Source organism: Bradyrhizobium sp. USDA 4452 (genome assembly GCF_054063575.1).
Genome location: NZ_JBSSGK010000001.1, coordinates 2,626,367 through 2,643,948 on the forward strand (window position 1 = coordinate 2,626,367; position 17,582 = coordinate 2,643,948).

The following is a 17,582-nucleotide window of genomic DNA, read 5'->3' on the forward strand; positions in this document are numbered from 1 at the left end:
CCTCAAGTCTTTGTGAGATCGGCCTCGACAAGCGCACGCAATTCCGACGTGACCTGCGGGCGCTGGCCGAACCACAATTCGAAACCGCGCACCGCCTGGTGCAGCAGCATGCCGAGCCCATCTGCCGTCTTCAGGCCGCGCGCCTCCGCCGCCGCGAGCAGCGGCGTCACCAGCGGCACATAGACGATATCGGAAACAACCGCATGTTGCGACAGCAACCCCACATCCACCTCGAGCGCGGGCTGGCCATGCTGGCCGAGCGACGTGGCGTTCACCAGCAGCCCTGCGCGCGGCAGCAACTCGCCAACCGCGTCCCACGTCGCCGGATGAACGCGCGCGTCGAACTGGTCGGCCAGCACACGGGCGCGGCCGATGGTGCGGTTGACCAGATGCACGCGCTTGATGCCGCGCTCGATCAGGCCGAACACCACCGCGCGTGACGCGCCGCCGGCGCCTAGCACCAGCGCGTCCTCGATCTTGTCCCAGCCGGGCGCGCAGGCGTCCAGATTGTTGATGAAGCCTTCGACATCGGTGTTGGTCGAGCGCAACTCGCCGTCGGCGAACCACAGCGTGTTGGCGGCGCCGACCGCGCGGGCGCGCGCGTCCGGCGCCGTCAGCGCCAGCGCCTGCTCCTTGTGCGGGATGGTGACGTTGGCGCCGACGAAGCCGCGCAGCGACAGGCGGAACAGGAAATCCTTGAAATCCTCCGGCGGCACCGCCTCGATCACATAGCCGCCCTCGATGCCGAGCGTGCGCAGCCAGTAATGATGGATCAGCGGCGAGCGGGAATGCGCCGCCGGCCAGCCGATCAGGCACGCGGCGCGAGTTTTGCCTTGAATGTTGCCTTGGATGTTGCCTTGGGATGTCATGGTCGTGACATCGGCCAAGGCAGGCGCGCTGTCAATCCGTCCGCTTCGCGGTTGCGGCAACCAGCGCGCTGAGGGCGAACGCGGTGGCCGCGGCGAACCAGATCGCGGCGAGATTGATCCAGTGGTAGGCCAACGCGCCGGCAAGCGCGCCCGCGACCAACGCCGCCCATAGGAGGACGTTCGGCAACCAGGCCCAGCCCCCGCCGCCGGTCAGCGCCGCGGCAATCAGCTGCCCGGCCTTGATCAGCGCTCCCGTGACATAGGTCAGGCCGAGCCCGGCTCCGCCTTCGAGCTGGAACACCGCGTTCTCGAGCCCCATCGCCAATACGATGGCCGCAACCGCCGTGCCCGGCAGGCCATTTGCATAGGCCCCGGCCGCAGCCGCGAGCAGCAGCGCCTCGACGAGCAGGATCAGCGGCTGGCGACGCGCAATGCGGCTGAGCACGATCAAGCTGCCGGCCGCAGCCCCCGCGACGAACAGCACGATCAGTTCCAGCGCTTCGAGGGCATGCTGCCAATGGCCCTCGGCGAGCGTCACGCCGAGCCGCGTCGAGTTGCCGCTCATGAAGGACACGAACAGCCCGCCGAGATGCAGGTAGCCGATGGCATCGACATAGCCGGCCAGCGCGCTGAGCGCGCAGGCCAGCGCCAGGTTACGGCGGGATTCAAGCATGCTGTCCTTGCGCCCCCATCAGGGACGCAAGCTAGCTGGCTGCGGACGCGCTGCCAACGATCTCCCCATCTCCCGTCATTCCGGGACGATGCGCAGCGTCGAACCCGGAATCTCGATATGCCGGGTTCGCTCGCTCACGCGAGCGCTCCGGAATGACGGCGAGTTGTTCACGCCGCGTCGCGATGCGCGGCGATGATCTGGTCGGCGGCGCGACCCGTCACTTCGGCCATGCGGTCGAACTGGCGGGTGAAGGTGCCGGCGCCGGCGGTCGCCGAGCGCAGCTCGACGATGAGGTCGCCGATCTCGGATTCCGGCATCGTGGCGCGAACGCAGTCCCAGCCGCTCCAGCCCTCGCGAGTGTCGAAGCCGAGGATCTGGCCGCGGCGCGCCGACAGGATCGCATTGATCTTGGCGGTCGCATCGGTCGGGCAGACGATCTCGACCATGTGGATCGGCTCAAGGAGCACCGGCTGGCACTGCGGCAGTCCCTCGCTGACGCCGATCCGCGCCGCGGTGCGGAACGCGAGATCGGACGAGTCGACACTGTGATAGGAGCCATCGGTCAGCGTGACGTCGACGTCGATCACAGGAAAGCCGAGCGGGCCACGCGCCAGCGCGTCGACGACGCCCTCCTCCACTGCGCCGATATAGTTGCGCGGCACCGCGCCACCGACCACCTTCTCGTGGAATTCGAAGCCAGATCCGCGCGGCTTCGGCTTGATGTCGAGCACGACATCGCCGAACTGGCCATGGCCGCCGGACTGCTTCTTGTGCCGGCCGCGCTGGGTAATGGCCTTGCGGATGGTCTCCTGGTAGCCGATCGCCGGCGGATGCGATTTGACGTTGACGCCGTAGCGGTCCTTCAGCCGCTCCTGCGCGACGCGCAGATGCATCTCGCCCTGCCCCCACAGCACGGTGTCGTGGGTGCGCGGGTTCTGAATCATGGTCAGCGACGGATCCTCCTCGTTCAGCCGCAGCAGCGCCTGGCCGAGCTTGACGTCGTCCTTGCGGTCGGTCGCTGATATCGAGATCGACAGCACCGGCGCGGCGGGCTCGATCTTCACCAGCGAGGCCGGGGCCGTCTTGCCGCTCGAGACCGTATCGCCGGTCTTGATCGCGTCGAGCTTGCCGAGCGCAACCGTGTCGCCGGCCTCGGCCGACGGCCGCTTGCTGTCATGCGTGCCCGAGACCGCAAGGATGCCGGAGACGCGCCCAGTCTCGCCGCTTGAGGATTGCAGCGTTGCGCCGTCGTCGAGCCGGCCTGCGAGCACGCGCGCCAGAGACAGCTTGCCGCCGTGCTGCAGATGCACGGTCTTGAACACATAGGCCAGCGCATCCTTCTGGTCCTTAGCGGCGAGCCGCTTGGCGGTTTCGGCAACGCCGGGCGCCTCGTGGCGCAGCGCCTTCATCAGGCGAAGCACGCCGTTCTCGCGGCTCGCCGCACCAAGCAGCACCGGACAGATCAGTCCTTCGCGCAGTTCGCGCGCGAGATCGTCGAACACGGCATCGCGCGGCGGCTGGATATCCTCCAGCAGTTGCTCCATCAACGCATCGTCGTGATCGGCGAGCTTCTCCAGCATCGAGAAGCGCGCTTCCTTCTCGCGGTCGAGATTGCCGCCCTCCAGCACCATTACCTCCGAGGGCTTGTGCTCGCGATAGACGAAGGCGCGCTCCAGCGCGAGATCGACGAAGCCTTCGATCAGATCGCCATTCCAGATCGGGATCTGGCGCAGCACCAGCGGCACGCGCGAGGCCGGCTGCAGCGTCGCAAGCGTCTCGCGGACGCGCTTGTTGGCGCGGTCGATCTTGTTCAGGAACAGGAAACGGGGAATTCCGAGGTCCTCGAGCTCGCGCAGGATGATCTGCAGCTGCGGCAGCTTCTTCTCGTCAGCCTCGCAGACCACGACCGCGGCATCGACCGCCGGCAACGCGGCACGCATGTCGTGCGCGAATTCGATCGAGCCGGGGCAATCGATAAAGGTGTAGCTGTCCCCCATAAAGGTGGTGGTGGCGGCGGTCAGGCCTACGCCCATCTTGTGTTGACGCGCCTCGGGGCTGGCATCGCCGATGGAGGTTCCGGCATCGACGCTGCCGGCAGTCTTGATGGCGCCCGTGCGCGCCAGGATCGCTTCCAGAAGTGTGGTTTTACCGCTTTGGAAAGGGCCCACCAATGCGATGCACCGTGGACCTCGGGGACTTCTGACGTCTTGTCCCATTGCCGCCTCCTCGTGTTGGAGCTCGGCCCATGATTGGGTCGGCGACCTTTGATCGTCCGCCCGTCCCGGGATTTTGGCAAGCCGGAAAACTCGCTGCGGTGCGGCGGCGCGCCGCAAAGCCGCGCGCCGATCGCTTCGCGCCGTTAGCGCCCCGGACGGAGCTCCAGGCTCTCGAGGCCGGCGGCAATGTTGACGCCGACCTGGCCCTGCACGCTGAGCGGCTGCAGAGCGATGGTGTTGTCGGAGCCGCCAACCAGCACGTTGCCGCCGACGCCGACGCCAAGCGTCGCGCTGCCCTGCGCGCCGGCATAATTACCGGAGAGCGCACCCGGCCCGAGCCGCTCCACCGGTGCGTAGACGCCCCAGGCCAGCGCCGATTCCTGGGTGATGCCGAGATCGACGCCGACCTTCTGGATGGTCGCGATGTAGCGATCCTCAGGCAGGCCATTGGCACGCAACACGCAACCGAGATGGGTCACCGAGCCGACGATGAAGCCGACGCTCGCGCCACCACGGCATTCCAGGACGCCGACCTGTACGCGCTGGCTCGGTTGTTGGGCGCTGGCGCCAGCGATTGCGGTCAGCGCGGCGATGGCGGCACCGGCAAGGAGAGTAAAGCGACGCATGATGGAGAGTCTCCGGCTGAGAGGCATGACGCGAGCAAACAACGGAACGGCGCCGTGTCTGCGGCGCCTTGCGCATCCTATGCCACAACATCGGATGCACAGCCAGAATTTGCGGTGCTCGACCACCGATTGTTGCGGGATGTGGCGGCACTGCTCCTTCATTCGAGCCTGCCGATCCTGGTCGGGCAACGGACAGCGGACAACAAAAAAAGAGGCCCGCTTCCGCGGGCCTCTTTGATCGAACACCAACCAGCTTAGTGGTGGTGATGATGACGGTGGTGGCGATGATGACGGCGCGGACCCGCGGTGCGGACCGGCTCGAGATCGATCCCGGCGATGCCGGCCGCAACGTTGAGGCCGGTCTGGCCCTGCACGCTGATCGGCTGCAGCGCGTAGGCGTTGTTCGGGCCGCCGAACAGGAAGTTACCGCCGGCGCCGAGGCCGACCGAAGCGTTGACGCCGACGCCGCCGTAGCTGCCGGCGAGCGCACCGCGCGGAACCACCGTGGTCGGCGCGCTCACGGCCCAGGCGAGCTGGGTCGTCGCGGTGACGCCGAGGTCGACGCCGATCCGCTTCACGGTCGCAACATAGGGCTCGGGGCGGCGGCCGCCGCTCTGGAACACGCATTCGAGGCGGGCGACAGAGCCGACGACGAAGCCGACATTCTCGCCGCCATGGCATTGCAGGACCCCAGCCTGAACCTGAGGCTGCTGCGCGTTGGCAGTGGCGAACGGCGCCAGCAACGCAAGCGCTGCAAGGGTGAGAGTCGAAAGTCGCATTATCTGTCTCCGCAAGGTGAACTGAACTGGAATTTGTGCGGCGGACACAAAGCAAGGCTCGTGTCCAAAACAAGGCAGTTCGCAAAGAGGCCGTAAAAACTTCCTGCGTGTGGCATCGATGTTCGCGCACACGCACGTGAGATGAGCGGGTTGTGATTTGACTCTGCGATTTTACCGCTGCGCTTCATCAATGCACAAACAGAAACGCTCCCGCACCAGGTGCGGGAGCGTTTACCGGTTCGAAACCAACTACCGCAGATTACCGCAGAAGCGCTGGATGCGCTTGCAGGCATCCTCGAGATCCGAGGTCTTGGTGGCGTAGGAGATGCGGAACGCAGGTCCAAGGCCGAACGCCGACCCCTGCACGACCGCAACGCCTTCGCTCTCGAGCAGCTCGGTGACGAAGGCTTCGTCGTTGTCGATCACCTTGCCCGATGGCGCCTTCTTGCCGATGGTGCCGGCGCAGGACGGATAGACGTAGAACGCGCCTTCCGGCCGCGGGCATTCGATGCCGTTCGCCTGGTTCAGCATCGACACCACGAGGTCACGGCGTTCCTTGAACACCTTGTTGTTCGCGGCGATGAAGTCCTGCGGACCGTTGAGCGCCTCGACCGACGCCCACTGCGCGATCGACGACGGATTCGAGGTCGACTGCGACTGGATCGTCGCCATCGCCTTGATCAGCTGCGCCGGGCCGCCGGCATAGCCGATGCGCCAGCCGGTCATGCAATAGGCCTTCGACACGCCGTTCACGGTCAGCGTGCGGTCGTAGAGGCTCGGCTCGACCTGCGCCGCGGTGGTGAAGACGAAGTCGTCATAGACGAGGTGCTCGTACATGTCGTCGGTCATCACCCAGACATGCGGATGCCGGACCAGCACGTCGGTGATCGCCTTGAGCTCGCTCTTCGTATAGGCCGAGCCGGTCGGGTTCGACGGCGAGCACAGGATCACCCATTTGGTCTTCGGCGTGATCGCCTTCTCGAGATCTTCCGGGCGCAGCTTGAAGCCGGTCGAGGCCGGGCAAACCACCGGCACCGACTCGCCGCCGGCGAGCGCCACCATCTCGGGATAGCTGACCCAGTACGGCGCCGGGATGATCACCTCGTCGCCCGGATTGATGGTCGCCATCAGCGCGTTGTAGAGCACCTGCTTGCCGCCGGTGCCGACGATGATCTGGTTCGGCTTGTAGCTCAGGCCGTTCTCGCGCGAGAACTTGTTGATGATGGCTTCCTTGAGCTCCGGAATGCCGCCGACATCGGTGTACTTGGTCTTGCCGGCCTCGATCGCGTGGATCGCCGCAAGCTTGATGTTGGCGGGCGTGTCGAAGTCAGGCTCGCCGGCGCCGAGGCCGATGACGTTGCGGCCCGCGGCTTTCAGCGCGCGTGCTTTGTCCGTGACCGCGATCGTCGCGGACGGCTTCACACGGTCGAGCGCAGCGGACAGGAAGGCCATTATCATCTCCTGGCAAACGTCGTGAGCCGTTGGGCCACGACTTGATTTGAATGGGATCGCGGCACCCTAGGCCTGTCGCCGCTGCATCGCAAGAAGCTTGGCGGTCAAGCACGAAAACTTTCCCGCACGGTGCGCGACACGCGCAATATTCCGCAAGTTCCAGCCTCAAATGACTCATATCCGGCAAGCCCGCTGTGGCCGCTTCAGCCTTGCCGGCAAGGCCTGCGGCCGCGTGCGCTGGCGCGGATTGCTCCGAGGACAATTGCCGCGTGGCGCGTGTCTGATGGCGTCGACCGCAGGCGGTCCGGTGCGGCCGCCAAGGGCACATCGCGCGACCGGGATGGCGTTAACGTTTGTGAACTGCCGCGCGCCGGCCAACCTATCGACCTCGGCATCGACAGCATCGACCGGCACCATGCACAGCGTCGCGCGGCCGTGATCCCTGTTGTTCTGCCGTGTTGATGGAATCGTTCTGCGGGTGTGCAGTGCGGTAGACGTTTCGACTTTTTCCACGTTTCAGGGCTTGCGACGCACCCCCGTCGGCATCATTGTTTAGCGGCGTTGCGGTGTGACAGGCCGCGCAACTTTGAAGCGTACCGTCTCCTGACCCGAGTGAATCCCGACGCAATGTACAAGCTCTATTCGATGCAGCGCTCTGGCAACAGCTACAAGGTCCGGCTGGCGCTTGCGGTGCTGAACACGCCGTACCAGGCGATCGAGATCGACATCCTGCACGGCGAGAGCCGCACCCCGGACTTCCTGGCCAAGAATCCGAGCGGCCAGGTGCCGTTGCTCGAGGTTGCCGACGGCCGCTATCTCGCCGAGTCCAACGCCATCCTCTGGTACGTCGCGATCGGCACGCCGCTGGCGCCGGAGTCGCGGATCGAGCGCGCCGAGGCGCTCCAATGGATGTTCTTCGAGCAGCACGCGCTGGAGCCGAATATCGGCGCCGCCTACTTCTGGCTGTCGCTGGTCAAGGGCGGGCGCGACCTGCAGACCCACGCACTGGAGGACTGGATGGAGCGCGGCTATGCGGCGCTGCAGGTGATGGAAAATCACCTCAAGGGGCACGCCTATTTCGCCGCCGAACAATTTACGGTCGCCGACATCGCCCTCTACGGCTACACCCACGTCGCCGACCGCTGCGACTTCGACCTGGCGACCTTCCCGTCGATCCGCGCCTGGCTGAAACGGGTCGAGCAGACGCCCGGATTTGTCTCGATGGATTGGCAGCCTAGTGCCGGGGCCGAGCCTCAGGCCCGCCTTGTGGCAGGCGTTTGAACAACTCGGTCTGAATTCCGGGGATAGCGGGAAAACTGCCCAAACAACGGGCAAAACCCTCGCCAGCGCCGCATTTTCGCCGTTTTCGGGGGGCTTCGCCGCCGCAATGTTGCCGGTGACGCTGGGCAGATTCGCGCGGATGTCGCGAGTGATTCGCTCGCGGCCTGAGGGATTTACACCATGACACGGTGGTCCGGCACGGCAGGCTTCCATGGCCGCCCTGCCCCAGTGGCATCATCCCGCCTGACCAGCGCCATCGCGGCGTCGCTCGCGCTTGGCGCACTGACGCTGTGCCTAGTGGTCGCCGTGACGGTCTTGTCGAGCAACATCAGCATGGCGACATCGATCCCGGCGTAATCCAGCAAATTTCTTTGGCACCTGATCCGCGGCAAGGCGTGGGAGAGACAGCGGCGCGACATGATGAAGACCCCCGTCGGACTTGTGACCGTGACGCTGTCGGTGGCGATCCTGCTTGCGGCCTCGCTCCTGATCGTGACCGGCACGCAGGGCGAAGACCGCGCGCACCCCGCGCATGTCACGACGCCTGCCGCCAGACCGGCCCCGCACCGCTAAAGCACTTTTGAGCGCGAGCGCTAGCTCCATTTGTGGAAGATGAAGAACGCGCCGGCGGCGATGAAGGCGAATCCGAGCGCGTGATTCCAGCCCAGCGGCTCCTTCAGATACAGCACCGAGAAGCCGGCGAACACGACCAGCGTGATCACCTCCTGCATGGTCTTGAGTTGCGCCGCGCTGTAGACTTCGCTGCCCCAGCGATTGGCCGGCACCGCCAGCCAGTATTCGAAGAAGGCTATGCCCCAGCTCACCATGATGACGATGGGGAGCGAATGATCCTTGAACTTGAGATGGCCGTACCAGGCGAAGGTCATGAAGACGTTCGAGGCGAACAGCATCAGGATCGGCAGCAGCGAAGGCGAAATGGCGGGCATCGATGTCCTCTTGCAAGCACGGCACGCGGTAACCCGAAGGCCCGGAACCGGGTTCCGTGCCGATCTGCATATCATTTGATTTGAAAGCAGCGAAAGCTGGTTCGGCCCGCGCAAGGCCGGCTTAACGGTCGGGGCGGAAATCCCGGCGCCGTTGCGGAGCTGTCGTCAAACTACCGCTTTATCGTTCGTTTGACAGATAGCGAGAACGCGCGTGCGGTTTGATTGGCGTGCAATTTCAGGTCCGGCCCTCACGGCGATCACGGCGCTCGCCGCCTTCCTGATCGATCGTCTCCTTGTCCCCGTCCCCAACCCTGCGCCGCTGTTCGTCTGCATCGTGGCGCTCGCCAGCTCGGTCAGCGGCATCACCTCAGGGCTGATCTCCGCCACAATCGCGGTGGCTGCCTCGGCGCTGTTCTTCCTCGACCACCGTGCGCTGCCCGGCTACGACACCGCCGACGTCGCGCGGATGCTGATGCTGGCCGCGACCGCGGCCGGCACCGCCCTGATCACCGGAATGCTGCGGCAGAAATGGATCGACGCCTTTGCCGCGGACCAGCAGCATCACGCAAGCTCGGCGCGGCTCGCCGCCGCACTCGACCAGGTCGACATCGGCATCGTGCTGCTCGACGCCGACACCCGCGCCGAATTCATCAACCGCGCCTTCCGCGACTATTTCGCGCTGTCCGACGCGCAAGCCGACAGCAAGCCGCCGTTCGTCGCGCTGATGTATCATGGCCGCGACACCGGCGCCTACGAATTGCCGGAGGACGAGTTGAGCGCGTTCATCGCCGAGCGCATCGCGATGATGCGATCCGGCGATTCCACGCCGATCAATCTCAATCTCGCCGACGGCCAGGTGCTGCGCTTCAGCTGCACGGCGCTGCCGGACGGTGGCCGCATGCTGAGCTACACGCCGGTGACCGACCTCGTGCGGCACACCGACGATCCTGCGAGAGCCGACGAATATCGCGCACAGCGCGCCGGGCGCGAGCGCCATCTGGCGCGGCTGATGCGCGCCGCCGAGTGACGCACCGGGTGAGCCGCGACCGCGTCGGCAATTGATCCCACGCGATAGCGGCGGTAGAACCGTCGCGATCGATGCGCACGCATCGCGCAACGCGGGATCATCCAAGGTTCGTTCATGTCCGACGACGTCACCATCCGCTTCGTCACGTGCGACGATTACGCCCAATGGCTTCCGCTGTGGGACGGCTACAATGCCTTCTATGAACGATCCGGACCGACTGCGCTCGCGCCCGAGATCACCGCGATGACGTGGCAGCGCTTCTTCGATGCCTACGAGCCGATGCATGCGCTGGTCGCCGACGCCGGCGGCACGCTGCTCGGGTTGACGCATTACCTGTTTCATCGCTCAACCACGGCGATTGCGCCGACCTGCTATCTGCAAGATCTGTTCACCAGCGAGGCCGCACGCGGCAAGGGCGTCGGCCGCGCCCTGATCAACGGCGTCTACGCGCAGGCCAAGCTCGCGGGATCGCCGCGCGTCTACTGGCAGACGCATGAGACCAACCACACCGCGATGCAGCTTTATGACAAGGTCGCGGACAGACCCGGCTTCGTCATCTATCGCAAGATTCTCTGAGCGCGCCTGCGCAGCGTGTGGATCGAATAAAGATGTCACCGGCGCGTTACAAAGCCCGGCTAGGCTTCCGCTTGCGTAAGATCAGGCCCCCCGTCTCAGATCTCGCGCCCCGAGCGGTCCCCGTCCGTCGCCGCGTCTGACCGGGACCGCTTTTTTTGCGGCACTGCTTTCATGACATTGCGTTTGTGACACTGCCCTGCGCGGTCGCCGGTAGGGCAGCACCCTTGCTGGCGCTTGGTTGTGTGACAATGCGCAGCATCCTTGCCGAGATCACATATCTCGTCATTCCGGGATGCGCCGAAGGCGCAGGCCCGGAATCCATTTCACCGCCTACGCTGTGGCCCGATGGATTCCGGGCGCGCGACTAGATCGCGCCCTGGAATGACGGTAGAGCGAGTCCTAAACCACCAGCCCCTTCATCGGCTTCACCGGCGCGCTGTCCGGAAACACCGCGTCGGCCAGCACGCGCTCGCCGAGGCCGAACTGGTCGTGCAGCACGCCCTTGATCACGGCGCGCAGGTCGGTGGTCGGGGCGAGGTCGCGGGCCTGATAGAGATTGGCGGGCTTGAGGCCCGGCCAGTCGGTGATCATGCGGCCGCCGTTGACCGCGCCGCCGGCGAGCAGCGCGATGGTGCCGGTGCCGTGGTCGGTGCCCTCGGTGCCGTTGATGCGCGCGGTGCGGCCGAACTCGGTGGCGACCACGATCACGGTGTCGCGCCAGCGCGCGCCGAGACCGCTCTGAAATTCCGCCAGCGCACCGTCGAGCCCGCCGAGCAGCTGCGCGAGCCGGCCGACCGATCCGCCTTCGTTGGCGTGGGTATCCCAGCCGTCGAAGGCCAGCGCGCCGATCCGTGGGCCGTCATCCGCCGCCATCAGCTTGGCGGCGCCGCGCGCCACGAGGCGCATCGCCGCCACGGCGCCACCGCCGGGCTGCGGCTTCATCTCGTTGCCCTGCGCCTGCTTCTCGAGCTGCAAGCCTTGCGTCAGTGCGCTCGCCAGCGCCGGATCGCGATGCTGGTAGAGATCGAGCAGCCGCATCGCGGTGTCGTCAGCGGCTTGCGGCAGCGCGGTCGGCGCCCAGCCGACGGTCGGCGCGGCGCCGCGCAGAACCAGCGGCGTGGTCGGGCCGACGGCAAGCGCACTCGTCACCCGCTCGCCCTTTGGCAATGCTTCGAGCGCGCGGTTGAGCCAGCCCGATTGCACCCGGCCGGGACCGGGGAAGCCGCTCTCCAGCACGTCCTGGCCATCGAAATGCGAGCGGTCGCGATAGGAGGTCGCAACCGCATGAACCACCGCCGCCTGCTTGGCGCGGTACATCCGCGAAAATTCCGGCATCGCCGGATGCAGGCCGAAGAAGGAATCGAGCATCACGGCCGCGTTCGGCCCGTCGGCCTTCAGCGCGATCGCGCCGTGCAGGCCGGCATAGTCGGGGTCGCCGACCGGTGCCACGGTAGCAAGGCCATCGAGCGCGCCGCGCAGGATGATGGTGACGAAGCGCGGATCGCGGCCATCGGCGGCGCGCGCAAATTTCGGCAAATAAGCCCAGGCCGCGAACGAGGCACCGCCGAGCAGCAGCGCGCGCCGCGACGTCGCCTGCAGCATCAGGCTCTCGGAGCAATCCATGATCATCTCCTCTGGAATTCCGGCGACATCAACAGCAGCGCCAGCGCCTGCTGCCGCGATTCCGCGCGCTCGATGGTGCGCCGCGTCTCTGCAGAAGCGGCATCCGCCGCGATCAATTCGAGCAGGTCGCGCGGGTCGAACCGGTCGGCGAGCTGGGAGCCGAGCTGCGCCGAGATGTCGAGCCTGAGCTTGATGCCTTCAGGCGCGGCCCAGGCCGCAGCGGTGTCCGGGAAACCGTTTGGCCCGGCCGGCGACCACAGCGGCTGACCGAGCACATTGAGACCGTTGAGATAGCGACCCGGATCCTCCGGATTGCGGGCCAGCAAACGGCCGGAGGCGAGCAGGAATTCGTAAGGCGAGCGCATCTTCGTCAGCGGCGCCTGCCAGGCCTCGGTGGACTGAACGAGTGCGGTGGCCAGTGCCCTGAGATCGCCGTCGGTCTTGATGAAGGTGTCTTGCAGCTTCGCCACCAGCGCCGGCGGCGGATCGTCGGCGACGAAATGACGGGCGAACTTGGTCGCGATGAACTTTGCGGTCGAGGGATGTCGCGCGATATCTGATAGCACCGCCTCGCCCTGGGCGAGGCCGGCCTGCGCATAGGTCTTGCCCAGCACCTGCTGCGACCCGGGCTGATGCGCATTGGCATTGAACACGAAGCTGCCGGGCGCGCCTAACTGGCCCTTGCGGCCGGCAAAGGTCCAGCCGGTGATGACCCGCGCCAGCGCCGTGACGTCGTCCTGGGTGTAGCCGCCGCCGACGCCGAGCGTATGCAGCTCCATGATCTCGCGCGCGAGGTTTTCATTGAGGCCGCGGTTGCGGTTGATGCCGGCGCGCGACTCCGGACCGAGCGATTGCTGATTGTCGAGGAAGAACAGCATCGCCGGATGCTGCTCGACGGCCTTCAGCATGTCCGAGAAACGGCCGAGCACGTGCGGGCGGATCGCCTCGCGCTCGAACGAGCCGGCCCACATCCGCGCCAGCGCGCCCTTGTTGGCCGAGATGCAGAAGTGGTTGGACCAGAACACCACCAGCCGCTCGACGAAGCCGCAATCGGCGACCACGCCGCGCTGCAGCCGCGCCAGCGCCTCGGCACGAAACGTTTTCTGGATGATGTTGAGCGGCTGCGCCGGCGGCTTGGGCGGAGCAGCTTGTGGCTGCATCGTCGCGGACGGCATCATTGCCGCATTGGCGCCATCCGCCGGCTGCGGTTGCATCGCCGGATCCTTGCCGGCGATCTCCTTGGCGGCAGTCGAGAGCAACAGATTGCGCCGCTGCAGCGGCGTCGCGTCCGGCGCCTGCGGCGGCGTCTCGCTCGCGCCTTGCTGCGCGGTCTTCGCGGCATTGCGCGCCTGCTGGATCTCGAACTGATAGTCGAACACCTGCTTGCCGAGCTCCGGCGTCGAAAGCAGGCCCGGCACTTCGAGCAGCGCGCCGTTCGGACGCGCCAGCTCCGCCAGCACGAAACCGCGCGGATCGGAGGCCGCGTTGATGAGATCACCGGACGCCCCGCCGCGGGCGCCAAATCCAAACCGGTTGAGAGCAATCAGCGCGGCTTGCGAATCACGGGCCATCAGAATTCCCTTAAACGATTCCCTTGGCCGTCCATCCCGGCTATATCTGTTGCTCGGCATCATAGCGCGGTCCGGGATGAACCCGAGATTAATTCGCGCATTAAATCGCGGTTAGAATGGACCTCTCGTCACACCATCGTTCCGAACAGACATCACCGCGCCGGCTTGCGTGCACGGCATGCGGCAGTGAATTTTCCTGCTCGCTCACGGGATCGTGCTGGTGTTCCGACGAGAGCTTCCGCCTGCCGATGCCGACCGATAGCGGCGACTGCCTGTGCCCCGCATGCTTGCGGAAACTGGCGGAACAGCAAGCAGCGGTGAGCGCCTCGTGAACGCACCCTGGACCGTCGACGCCGTCCTGCTCGACATGGACGGCACGCTGCTCGACACCGAGAAGGTCTATTTCGACAGCCTGGTCGCGGCGCTGAATGCGTGCGGCTACACGGATGGCGTCGTTGCGCTGTGCCATTCGATGGTCGGGCTTCCCGGCCCGGTCTGCGAGGCGATGCTGCGCGACCGCTACGGCGTGGGGTTTCCGCTCGCCGAGGTCAATCGCGCCTTCATCATGACCCGCGACCGCATGTTTGATGCCGGCCTGCCGCTCAAATCAGGCACGATCGCGCTGCTCGACGGCCTCGCCGCCGCCGACTGCCGGACCGCGATCGTGACCTCGTCATCCCGCCGCACCGCCGAGCGCCATCTCGCGCTCGCCGGAATCCGCGACCGCTTCGAGACGCTGCTGACGCTCGATGACGTGACCCACGGCAAGCCGGATCCGGAGCTCTATTTGAAGGCGGCCGCGCGGCTCGACGTGAGGCCTGCGGCCTGCATCGCGGTGGAGGATTCCAACCACGGCGTCGCCGCCGCCCACGCCGCCGGCGCCATCACGCTGATGGTGCCGGACATGGCGCCGCCGACCGATGCGACACGCGCGAAATGCGCGGCCGTGCTGCCGGACCTCAACGCGGTGCTGGCGCTGCTGCAGGCGCGCGGCGCGCTGTAGCCGACTATTCAGGCTCATATCGCAGGTGGTATGGATGAGAGATGTCGTTCCTGTTGTGCTTGCTTGCCATCACGCTCATCGGCATTGCCGGATGGGGATTCATGTCCGTGATGGCGGAGCTCGCAAAGTCGTATCCACAGGAGCCGATAGACACCTTTTCTCGCAGATTTGAGGTCGAGGAATTCATCTGGAGTTCCCGTGCGCCGGCGGCATTGCGGAAGCAATACATCGCTACACAAGCTTGTGCAGTCCCGGCGTTTCTGTGTCTGGCCGCCCTCGTGTGGATCAACGAACCGCGTCCAGGGGTCCGCATGTTGGGGACCAGCGTCTTTTGTGCCATCTCCATTCTTGCCGCTGTTCTTCTGGCATGGAAGACCCTTCGGCGCGGAGGATGACATACTCACGAAAACGGAAGACTGTTGCTGGTCCAAAGACGACAGCACATTTCGGATCGGATTCCTTGTCGTCTCCTTGCGACCGCAACGGGCGGCCATTATGCGGTGCATATCCTAGCCCCGCTTGCGCCCGGGCCTCCCCAGCACCGTCTCGATCAGCGTGCGCGCAGCCTCACCCGCCGTTTCCATGTAGCTGGCGTCGCGATGCAGCAGCACCACGGCGAACGAGCCGTCCAGCAGCAGCAGGATCTGCCGCGCCAGTTTCAGCGGATCCTTGACCCCCTGCTCCGCGAAGGTCGCGCGCAGCCAATCCTCGAACTTCTTCTTGTGCGCGGCGCCGATCCGGATCGCGGGATGGCCGGGCATATTGGCAAGCTCGGCCGAGGTGCGCAGGAAGCCGCAGCCCTTCCATTTCGGATGCCGCGCCGAGCGCGCGAGATTCTTGAAGATCGCCTCGACCTTCCCCGGCACGCCGCCCTCGGTTTCCGAAAACCATTTGCGGAACAGCGCGAGATTGGGCTGATCGCGCGCGGCAAGGTAGGCGGCGACCAGATCGTCCTTGCTCTTGAAGTGATAATACAGCGTGCGCTTGGTGAGGCCGGCCTTGGCGGCGACCTCGTCGACGCTGACGCGGCGGATCCCTTCGCTGTAGAACAGCGCATTCGCCGCCTGGATGATGCGCTCGCGGGTCGGCTCGGAGGGTCTGGGCATCCCACGTATGTATACTCACCAGTGAATATACACAAATTCGGCCAGCCACTAGGTTCGGGCCACGAACACCCATGCCGGAGACTGCGCCATGCCCGACCCCATCCTGCTCGCGATCGACGACGGGATCGCCCTGATCACCCTGAACCGCCCCGCGCAGCTCAACGCGCTCAATTACCAGCTGATCGACCAGCTGATGGCGGCACTCGACCGCATCGAGGGCGACGCCAGCGTGCGCGCCGTGATCCTGACCGGTGCCGGCGAGCGTGCGTTCTCGGCGGGCGCCGACATCAAGGAATTTTCGGAAAGCGTCAGACAGGGCGCGGCGATCGCGGTGCGCGACTTCGTCCGCCGCGGCCAGGCCATGACCGCGCGGCTCGAAGCCTTCAAGAAGCCAGTCATCGCCGCGGTCAACGGGCTTGCCTTCGGCGGCGGCTGCGAAATCACCGAGGCGGTGCATCTCGCCATCGCCAGCGACCGCGCGCTGTTTGCAAAGCCCGAGATCAAGCTCGGTATGCCCCCGACCTTCGGCGGCACGCAGCGGCTGCCCCGGCTGGCCGGACGCAAGCGCGCCCTGGAGCTGCTGCTCGCTGGCGATCCGTTTTCGCCCGAGCACGCGCGCGAGATCGGGCTGATCAACCGGATCGTGCCGCACGATCAATTGCTGAGCGTCGCGCGCGAACTCGCCGCCCGCATCACCAGGCATTCGCCCGGCTCCGTTGCCGGCACCATCACCGCGGCGACCCGCGGCCTCAATATGCCGATCGCCGAAGGCCTCTTGGTCGAGAGCGAGCAGTTCGCCGCGCTCGTGCCGAGCCGCGATCTGGCTGAAGGGCTCGCGGCGTGGAAGGAGCGGCGGCCGGCGAAGTATGTCGGGGCGTGACTGCGCTGCTCCCACGTCCGTCATTGCGAGGAGCGAAGCGACGAAGCAATCCATCCATCCGTTAAGCCGGAGAGATGGATTGCTTCGCTTCGCTCGCAATGACGGGGAGAGAGCCTCGCCCTACCGCACCACGGCTGCGGTCTGCCCGAACAGCAGCTTGCGCTCTTCCTCGGTGCGGATCGCGGGCTGGCCGAAATTCGGGTTGACCTCCTTCGCCTTGGCATAGGCGCGCTCGGTCGCCGGGCGCTTGCCGATCGTCTCCAGCCAGCGCTTCAGATGCGGGAAGTCGTCGATCTCCTGGCCCTGGTTCTTGTAGGGCACCACCCAGGGATAGCTCGCCATGTCGGCGATCGAATAATCGCCGGCGACGAATTCGCGGTCGGCGAGCCGCTTGTTGAGCACGCCGTAGAGGCGGTTGGTCTCGTTGACATAGCGGTCGATCGCGTAAGGCAGCTTCTCGACCGCGTAGTTGCGGAAATGATGGTTCTGCCCGGCCATCGGCCCGAGCCCGCCCATCTGCCAGAACGTCCACTGGATTGCGTCATAGCGGCCGTAGAGATCGGCGGGCAGGAATTTTCCGGTCTTTTCGGCGAGATAGAGCAGGATCGCGCCGGACTCGAACAGGGAGATCGGCTTGCCGCCGCCCTTCGGCGCGTGATCGACGATCGCCGGGATGCGGTTGTTCGGCGCGACCTGCAGAAAGTCCGGCTTGAACTGATCGCCCTTGCCGATGTTCACCGGGAAAATCCTGTACTCCAATCCGGTCTCTTCGAGGAACATCGTGATCTTGTGGCCGTTCGGCGTGGACCAGTAGTGGAGGTCGATCATGGGCGTGATCCTGTTGTCGCGAGATGTCGCGCAGTGAAAGATGCGTTTGCATGAATTTGAATAATCCGGATGCCAAGTCAATGGTGCAGGCTGCCATCCGCGCGCAATTGTGATCAACCAATTGA

Annotated in this window: 19 protein-coding genes; 8 read left to right on the forward strand and 11 right to left on the reverse strand. The window is 65.8% G+C overall.

From position 1 onward, the window contains the following. Positions 1-2: 2 nt before the first annotated feature. The 6 genes from ACVISU_RS12540 to ACVISU_RS12565 form a co-directional block, all read right to left on the reverse strand. Positions 3-869: a shikimate dehydrogenase gene (locus tag ACVISU_RS12540; protein WP_456707143.1), complete on the reverse strand. Its 867-nt coding sequence runs from the start codon at positions 867-869 to the stop codon at positions 3-5. A 31-nt stretch (positions 870-900) separates the two neighbouring features. Beyond that, the gene (locus tag ACVISU_RS12545) at positions 901-1,542 is read right to left on the reverse strand and encodes a YoaK family protein (protein ID WP_456707144.1); all 642 of its coding nucleotides are present in this window, start codon (positions 1,540-1,542) and stop codon (positions 901-903) included. A gap of 167 nt (positions 1,543-1,709) precedes the next feature. Further along, entirely contained in the window at positions 1,710-3,758 is a 2,049-nt protein-coding gene (locus ACVISU_RS12550) for an elongation factor G (RefSeq protein WP_456707145.1), read from the reverse strand. A gap of 143 nt (positions 3,759-3,901) precedes the next feature. After that, positions 3,902-4,384: a DUF992 domain-containing protein gene (locus tag ACVISU_RS12555; RefSeq protein WP_050404399.1), complete on the reverse strand. Its 483-nt coding sequence runs from the start codon at positions 4,382-4,384 to the stop codon at positions 3,902-3,904. 254 nt (positions 4,385-4,638) lie between these two features. Further along, positions 4,639-5,163 (reverse strand): DUF992 domain-containing protein, encoded by a 525-nt coding sequence (locus tag ACVISU_RS12560; RefSeq protein WP_050404398.1) that lies wholly within the window; start codon positions 5,161-5,163, stop codon positions 4,639-4,641. A gap of 249 nt (positions 5,164-5,412) precedes the next feature. Then, entirely contained in the window at positions 5,413-6,615 is a 1,203-nt protein-coding gene (locus ACVISU_RS12565; RefSeq protein ID WP_050404397.1) for a pyridoxal phosphate-dependent aminotransferase, read from the reverse strand. A gap of 627 nt (positions 6,616-7,242) precedes the next feature. Between ACVISU_RS12565 and ACVISU_RS12570 the strand changes: the two genes are divergently transcribed. The 3 genes from ACVISU_RS12570 to ACVISU_RS12580 all read left to right on the forward strand — a co-directional run bounded on the left by ACVISU_RS12570 (position 7,243) and on the right by ACVISU_RS12580 (position 8,469). Next, entirely contained in the window at positions 7,243-7,896 is a 654-nt protein-coding gene (locus ACVISU_RS12570) for a glutathione S-transferase family protein (protein WP_050404396.1), read from the forward strand. 180 nt (positions 7,897-8,076) lie between these two features. Next, the gene (locus ACVISU_RS12575) at positions 8,077-8,253 is read left to right on the forward strand and encodes a hypothetical protein (protein WP_456707146.1); all 177 of its coding nucleotides are present in this window, start codon (positions 8,077-8,079) and stop codon (positions 8,251-8,253) included. A gap of 60 nt (positions 8,254-8,313) precedes the next feature. Then, positions 8,314-8,469: a hypothetical protein gene (locus ACVISU_RS12580; protein WP_172803619.1), complete on the forward strand. Its 156-nt coding sequence runs from the start codon at positions 8,314-8,316 to the stop codon at positions 8,467-8,469. A gap of 20 nt (positions 8,470-8,489) precedes the next feature. Here the strand turns inward: ACVISU_RS12580 and ACVISU_RS12585 are convergent, their stop codons facing one another. Next, on the reverse strand, positions 8,490-8,843 hold the full coding sequence (locus ACVISU_RS12585) for a DMT family protein (protein ID WP_097673131.1): 354 nt from the start codon (positions 8,841-8,843) through the stop codon (positions 8,490-8,492). Between the two features lie 211 nt (positions 8,844-9,054). Between ACVISU_RS12585 and ACVISU_RS12590 the strand changes: the two genes are divergently transcribed. Further along, complete coding sequence (locus tag ACVISU_RS12590) at positions 9,055-9,870, forward strand: PAS-domain containing protein (RefSeq protein WP_456707147.1); 816 nt, start codon at positions 9,055-9,057, stop codon at positions 9,868-9,870. A 114-nt stretch (positions 9,871-9,984) separates the two neighbouring features. Further along, positions 9,985-10,446 (forward strand): GNAT family N-acetyltransferase, encoded by a 462-nt coding sequence (locus ACVISU_RS12595; RefSeq protein WP_050404392.1) that lies wholly within the window; start codon positions 9,985-9,987, stop codon positions 10,444-10,446. A 399-nt stretch (positions 10,447-10,845) separates the two neighbouring features. On the opposite strand, the gene ACVISU_RS12600 is transcribed toward ACVISU_RS12595, so the two are convergent. Together ACVISU_RS12600 and ACVISU_RS12605 are read right to left on the reverse strand one after the other, a co-directional pair. Next, on the reverse strand, positions 10,846-12,075 hold the full coding sequence (locus tag ACVISU_RS12600) for a DUF1501 domain-containing protein (protein WP_050404391.1): 1,230 nt from the start codon (positions 12,073-12,075) through the stop codon (positions 10,846-10,848). Further along, positions 12,072-13,640 carry a DUF1800 domain-containing protein gene (locus ACVISU_RS12605; RefSeq protein ID WP_456707148.1) on the reverse strand — a complete coding sequence of 523 codons (1,569 nt, stop codon included), beginning with the start codon at positions 13,638-13,640 and terminating at the stop codon, positions 12,072-12,074. The genes ACVISU_RS12600 and ACVISU_RS12605 overlap by 4 nt, the downstream gene beginning before the upstream one ends. Before the next feature lie 328 nt (positions 13,641-13,968). Here ACVISU_RS12605 and ACVISU_RS12610 point away from each other — a divergent pair, with 328 nt between their 5' ends. Beyond that, positions 13,969-14,643 (forward strand): HAD family hydrolase, encoded by a 675-nt coding sequence (locus tag ACVISU_RS12610; RefSeq protein ID WP_456707149.1) that lies wholly within the window; start codon positions 13,969-13,971, stop codon positions 14,641-14,643. A 41-nt stretch (positions 14,644-14,684) separates the two neighbouring features. Continuing rightward, positions 14,685-15,038, forward strand: coding sequence for a hypothetical protein (locus ACVISU_RS12615; RefSeq protein ID WP_456707150.1), 354 nt, complete (start codon positions 14,685-14,687; stop codon positions 15,036-15,038). 114 nt (positions 15,039-15,152) lie between these two features. On the opposite strand, the gene ACVISU_RS12620 is transcribed toward ACVISU_RS12615, so the two are convergent. Further along, positions 15,153-15,749 carry a TetR/AcrR family transcriptional regulator gene (locus tag ACVISU_RS12620; protein ID WP_456707151.1) on the reverse strand — a complete coding sequence of 199 codons (597 nt, stop codon included), beginning with the start codon at positions 15,747-15,749 and terminating at the stop codon, positions 15,153-15,155. Positions 15,750-15,837: 88 nt separating this feature from the next. On the opposite strand from ACVISU_RS12620, the gene ACVISU_RS12625 reads away from it, so the two are divergent. Beyond that, entirely contained in the window at positions 15,838-16,629 is a 792-nt protein-coding gene (locus tag ACVISU_RS12625; RefSeq protein WP_456707152.1) for a crotonase/enoyl-CoA hydratase family protein, read from the forward strand. Between the two features lie 120 nt (positions 16,630-16,749). Here the strand turns inward: ACVISU_RS12625 and ACVISU_RS12630 are convergent, their stop codons facing one another. Further along, on the reverse strand, positions 16,750-17,457 hold the full coding sequence (locus tag ACVISU_RS12630; protein ID WP_456707153.1) for a glutathione binding-like protein: 708 nt from the start codon (positions 17,455-17,457) through the stop codon (positions 16,750-16,752). Between the last annotated feature and the right edge of the window lie 125 nt (positions 17,458-17,582).

What these genes read in the sequence shown, in the direction of transcription:
- ACVISU_RS12570 (WP_050404396.1), top strand. Translation starts at nt 7,243, where the DNA reads ATGTACAAGCTCTATTCGATGCAGCGCTCTGGCAACAGCTACAAGGTC.
- ACVISU_RS12585 (WP_097673131.1), bottom strand. Translation starts at nt 8,843, where the DNA reads ATGCCCGCCATTTCGCCTTCGCTGCTGCCGATCCTGATGCTGTTCGCC.
- ACVISU_RS12580 (WP_172803619.1), top strand. Translation starts at nt 8,314, where the DNA reads ATGATGAAGACCCCCGTCGGACTTGTGACCGTGACGCTGTCGGTGGCG.
- ACVISU_RS12545 (WP_456707144.1), bottom strand. Translation starts at nt 1,542, where the DNA reads ATGCTTGAATCCCGCCGTAACCTGGCGCTGGCCTGCGCGCTCAGCGCG.
- ACVISU_RS12605 (WP_456707148.1), bottom strand. Translation starts at nt 13,640, where the DNA reads ATGGCCCGTGATTCGCAAGCCGCGCTGATTGCTCTCAACCGGTTTGGA.
- ACVISU_RS12565 (WP_050404397.1), bottom strand. Translation starts at nt 6,615, where the DNA reads ATGGCCTTCCTGTCCGCTGCGCTCGACCGTGTGAAGCCGTCCGCGACG.
- ACVISU_RS12630 (WP_456707153.1), bottom strand. Translation starts at nt 17,457, where the DNA reads ATGATCGACCTCCACTACTGGTCCACGCCGAACGGCCACAAGATCACG.
- ACVISU_RS12550 (WP_456707145.1), bottom strand. Translation starts at nt 3,758, where the DNA reads ATGGGACAAGACGTCAGAAGTCCCCGAGGTCCACGGTGCATCGCATTG.
- ACVISU_RS12595 (WP_050404392.1), top strand. Translation starts at nt 9,985, where the DNA reads ATGTCCGACGACGTCACCATCCGCTTCGTCACGTGCGACGATTACGCC.
- ACVISU_RS12620 (WP_456707151.1), bottom strand. Translation starts at nt 15,749, where the DNA reads ATGCCCAGACCCTCCGAGCCGACCCGCGAGCGCATCATCCAGGCGGCG.
- ACVISU_RS12625 (WP_456707152.1), top strand. Translation starts at nt 15,838, where the DNA reads ATGCCCGACCCCATCCTGCTCGCGATCGACGACGGGATCGCCCTGATC.
- ACVISU_RS12600 (WP_050404391.1), bottom strand. Translation starts at nt 12,075, where the DNA reads ATGATCATGGATTGCTCCGAGAGCCTGATGCTGCAGGCGACGTCGCGG.
- ACVISU_RS12560 (WP_050404398.1), bottom strand. Translation starts at nt 5,163, where the DNA reads ATGCGACTTTCGACTCTCACCCTTGCAGCGCTTGCGTTGCTGGCGCCG.
- ACVISU_RS12555 (WP_050404399.1), bottom strand. Translation starts at nt 4,384, where the DNA reads ATGCGTCGCTTTACTCTCCTTGCCGGTGCCGCCATCGCCGCGCTGACC.
- ACVISU_RS12540 (WP_456707143.1), bottom strand. Translation starts at nt 869, where the DNA reads ATGACATCCCAAGGCAACATCCAAGGCAACATTCAAGGCAAAACTCGC.
- ACVISU_RS12615 (WP_456707150.1), top strand. Translation starts at nt 14,685, where the DNA reads ATGTCGTTCCTGTTGTGCTTGCTTGCCATCACGCTCATCGGCATTGCC.
- ACVISU_RS12575 (WP_456707146.1), top strand. Translation starts at nt 8,077, where the DNA reads ATGACACGGTGGTCCGGCACGGCAGGCTTCCATGGCCGCCCTGCCCCA.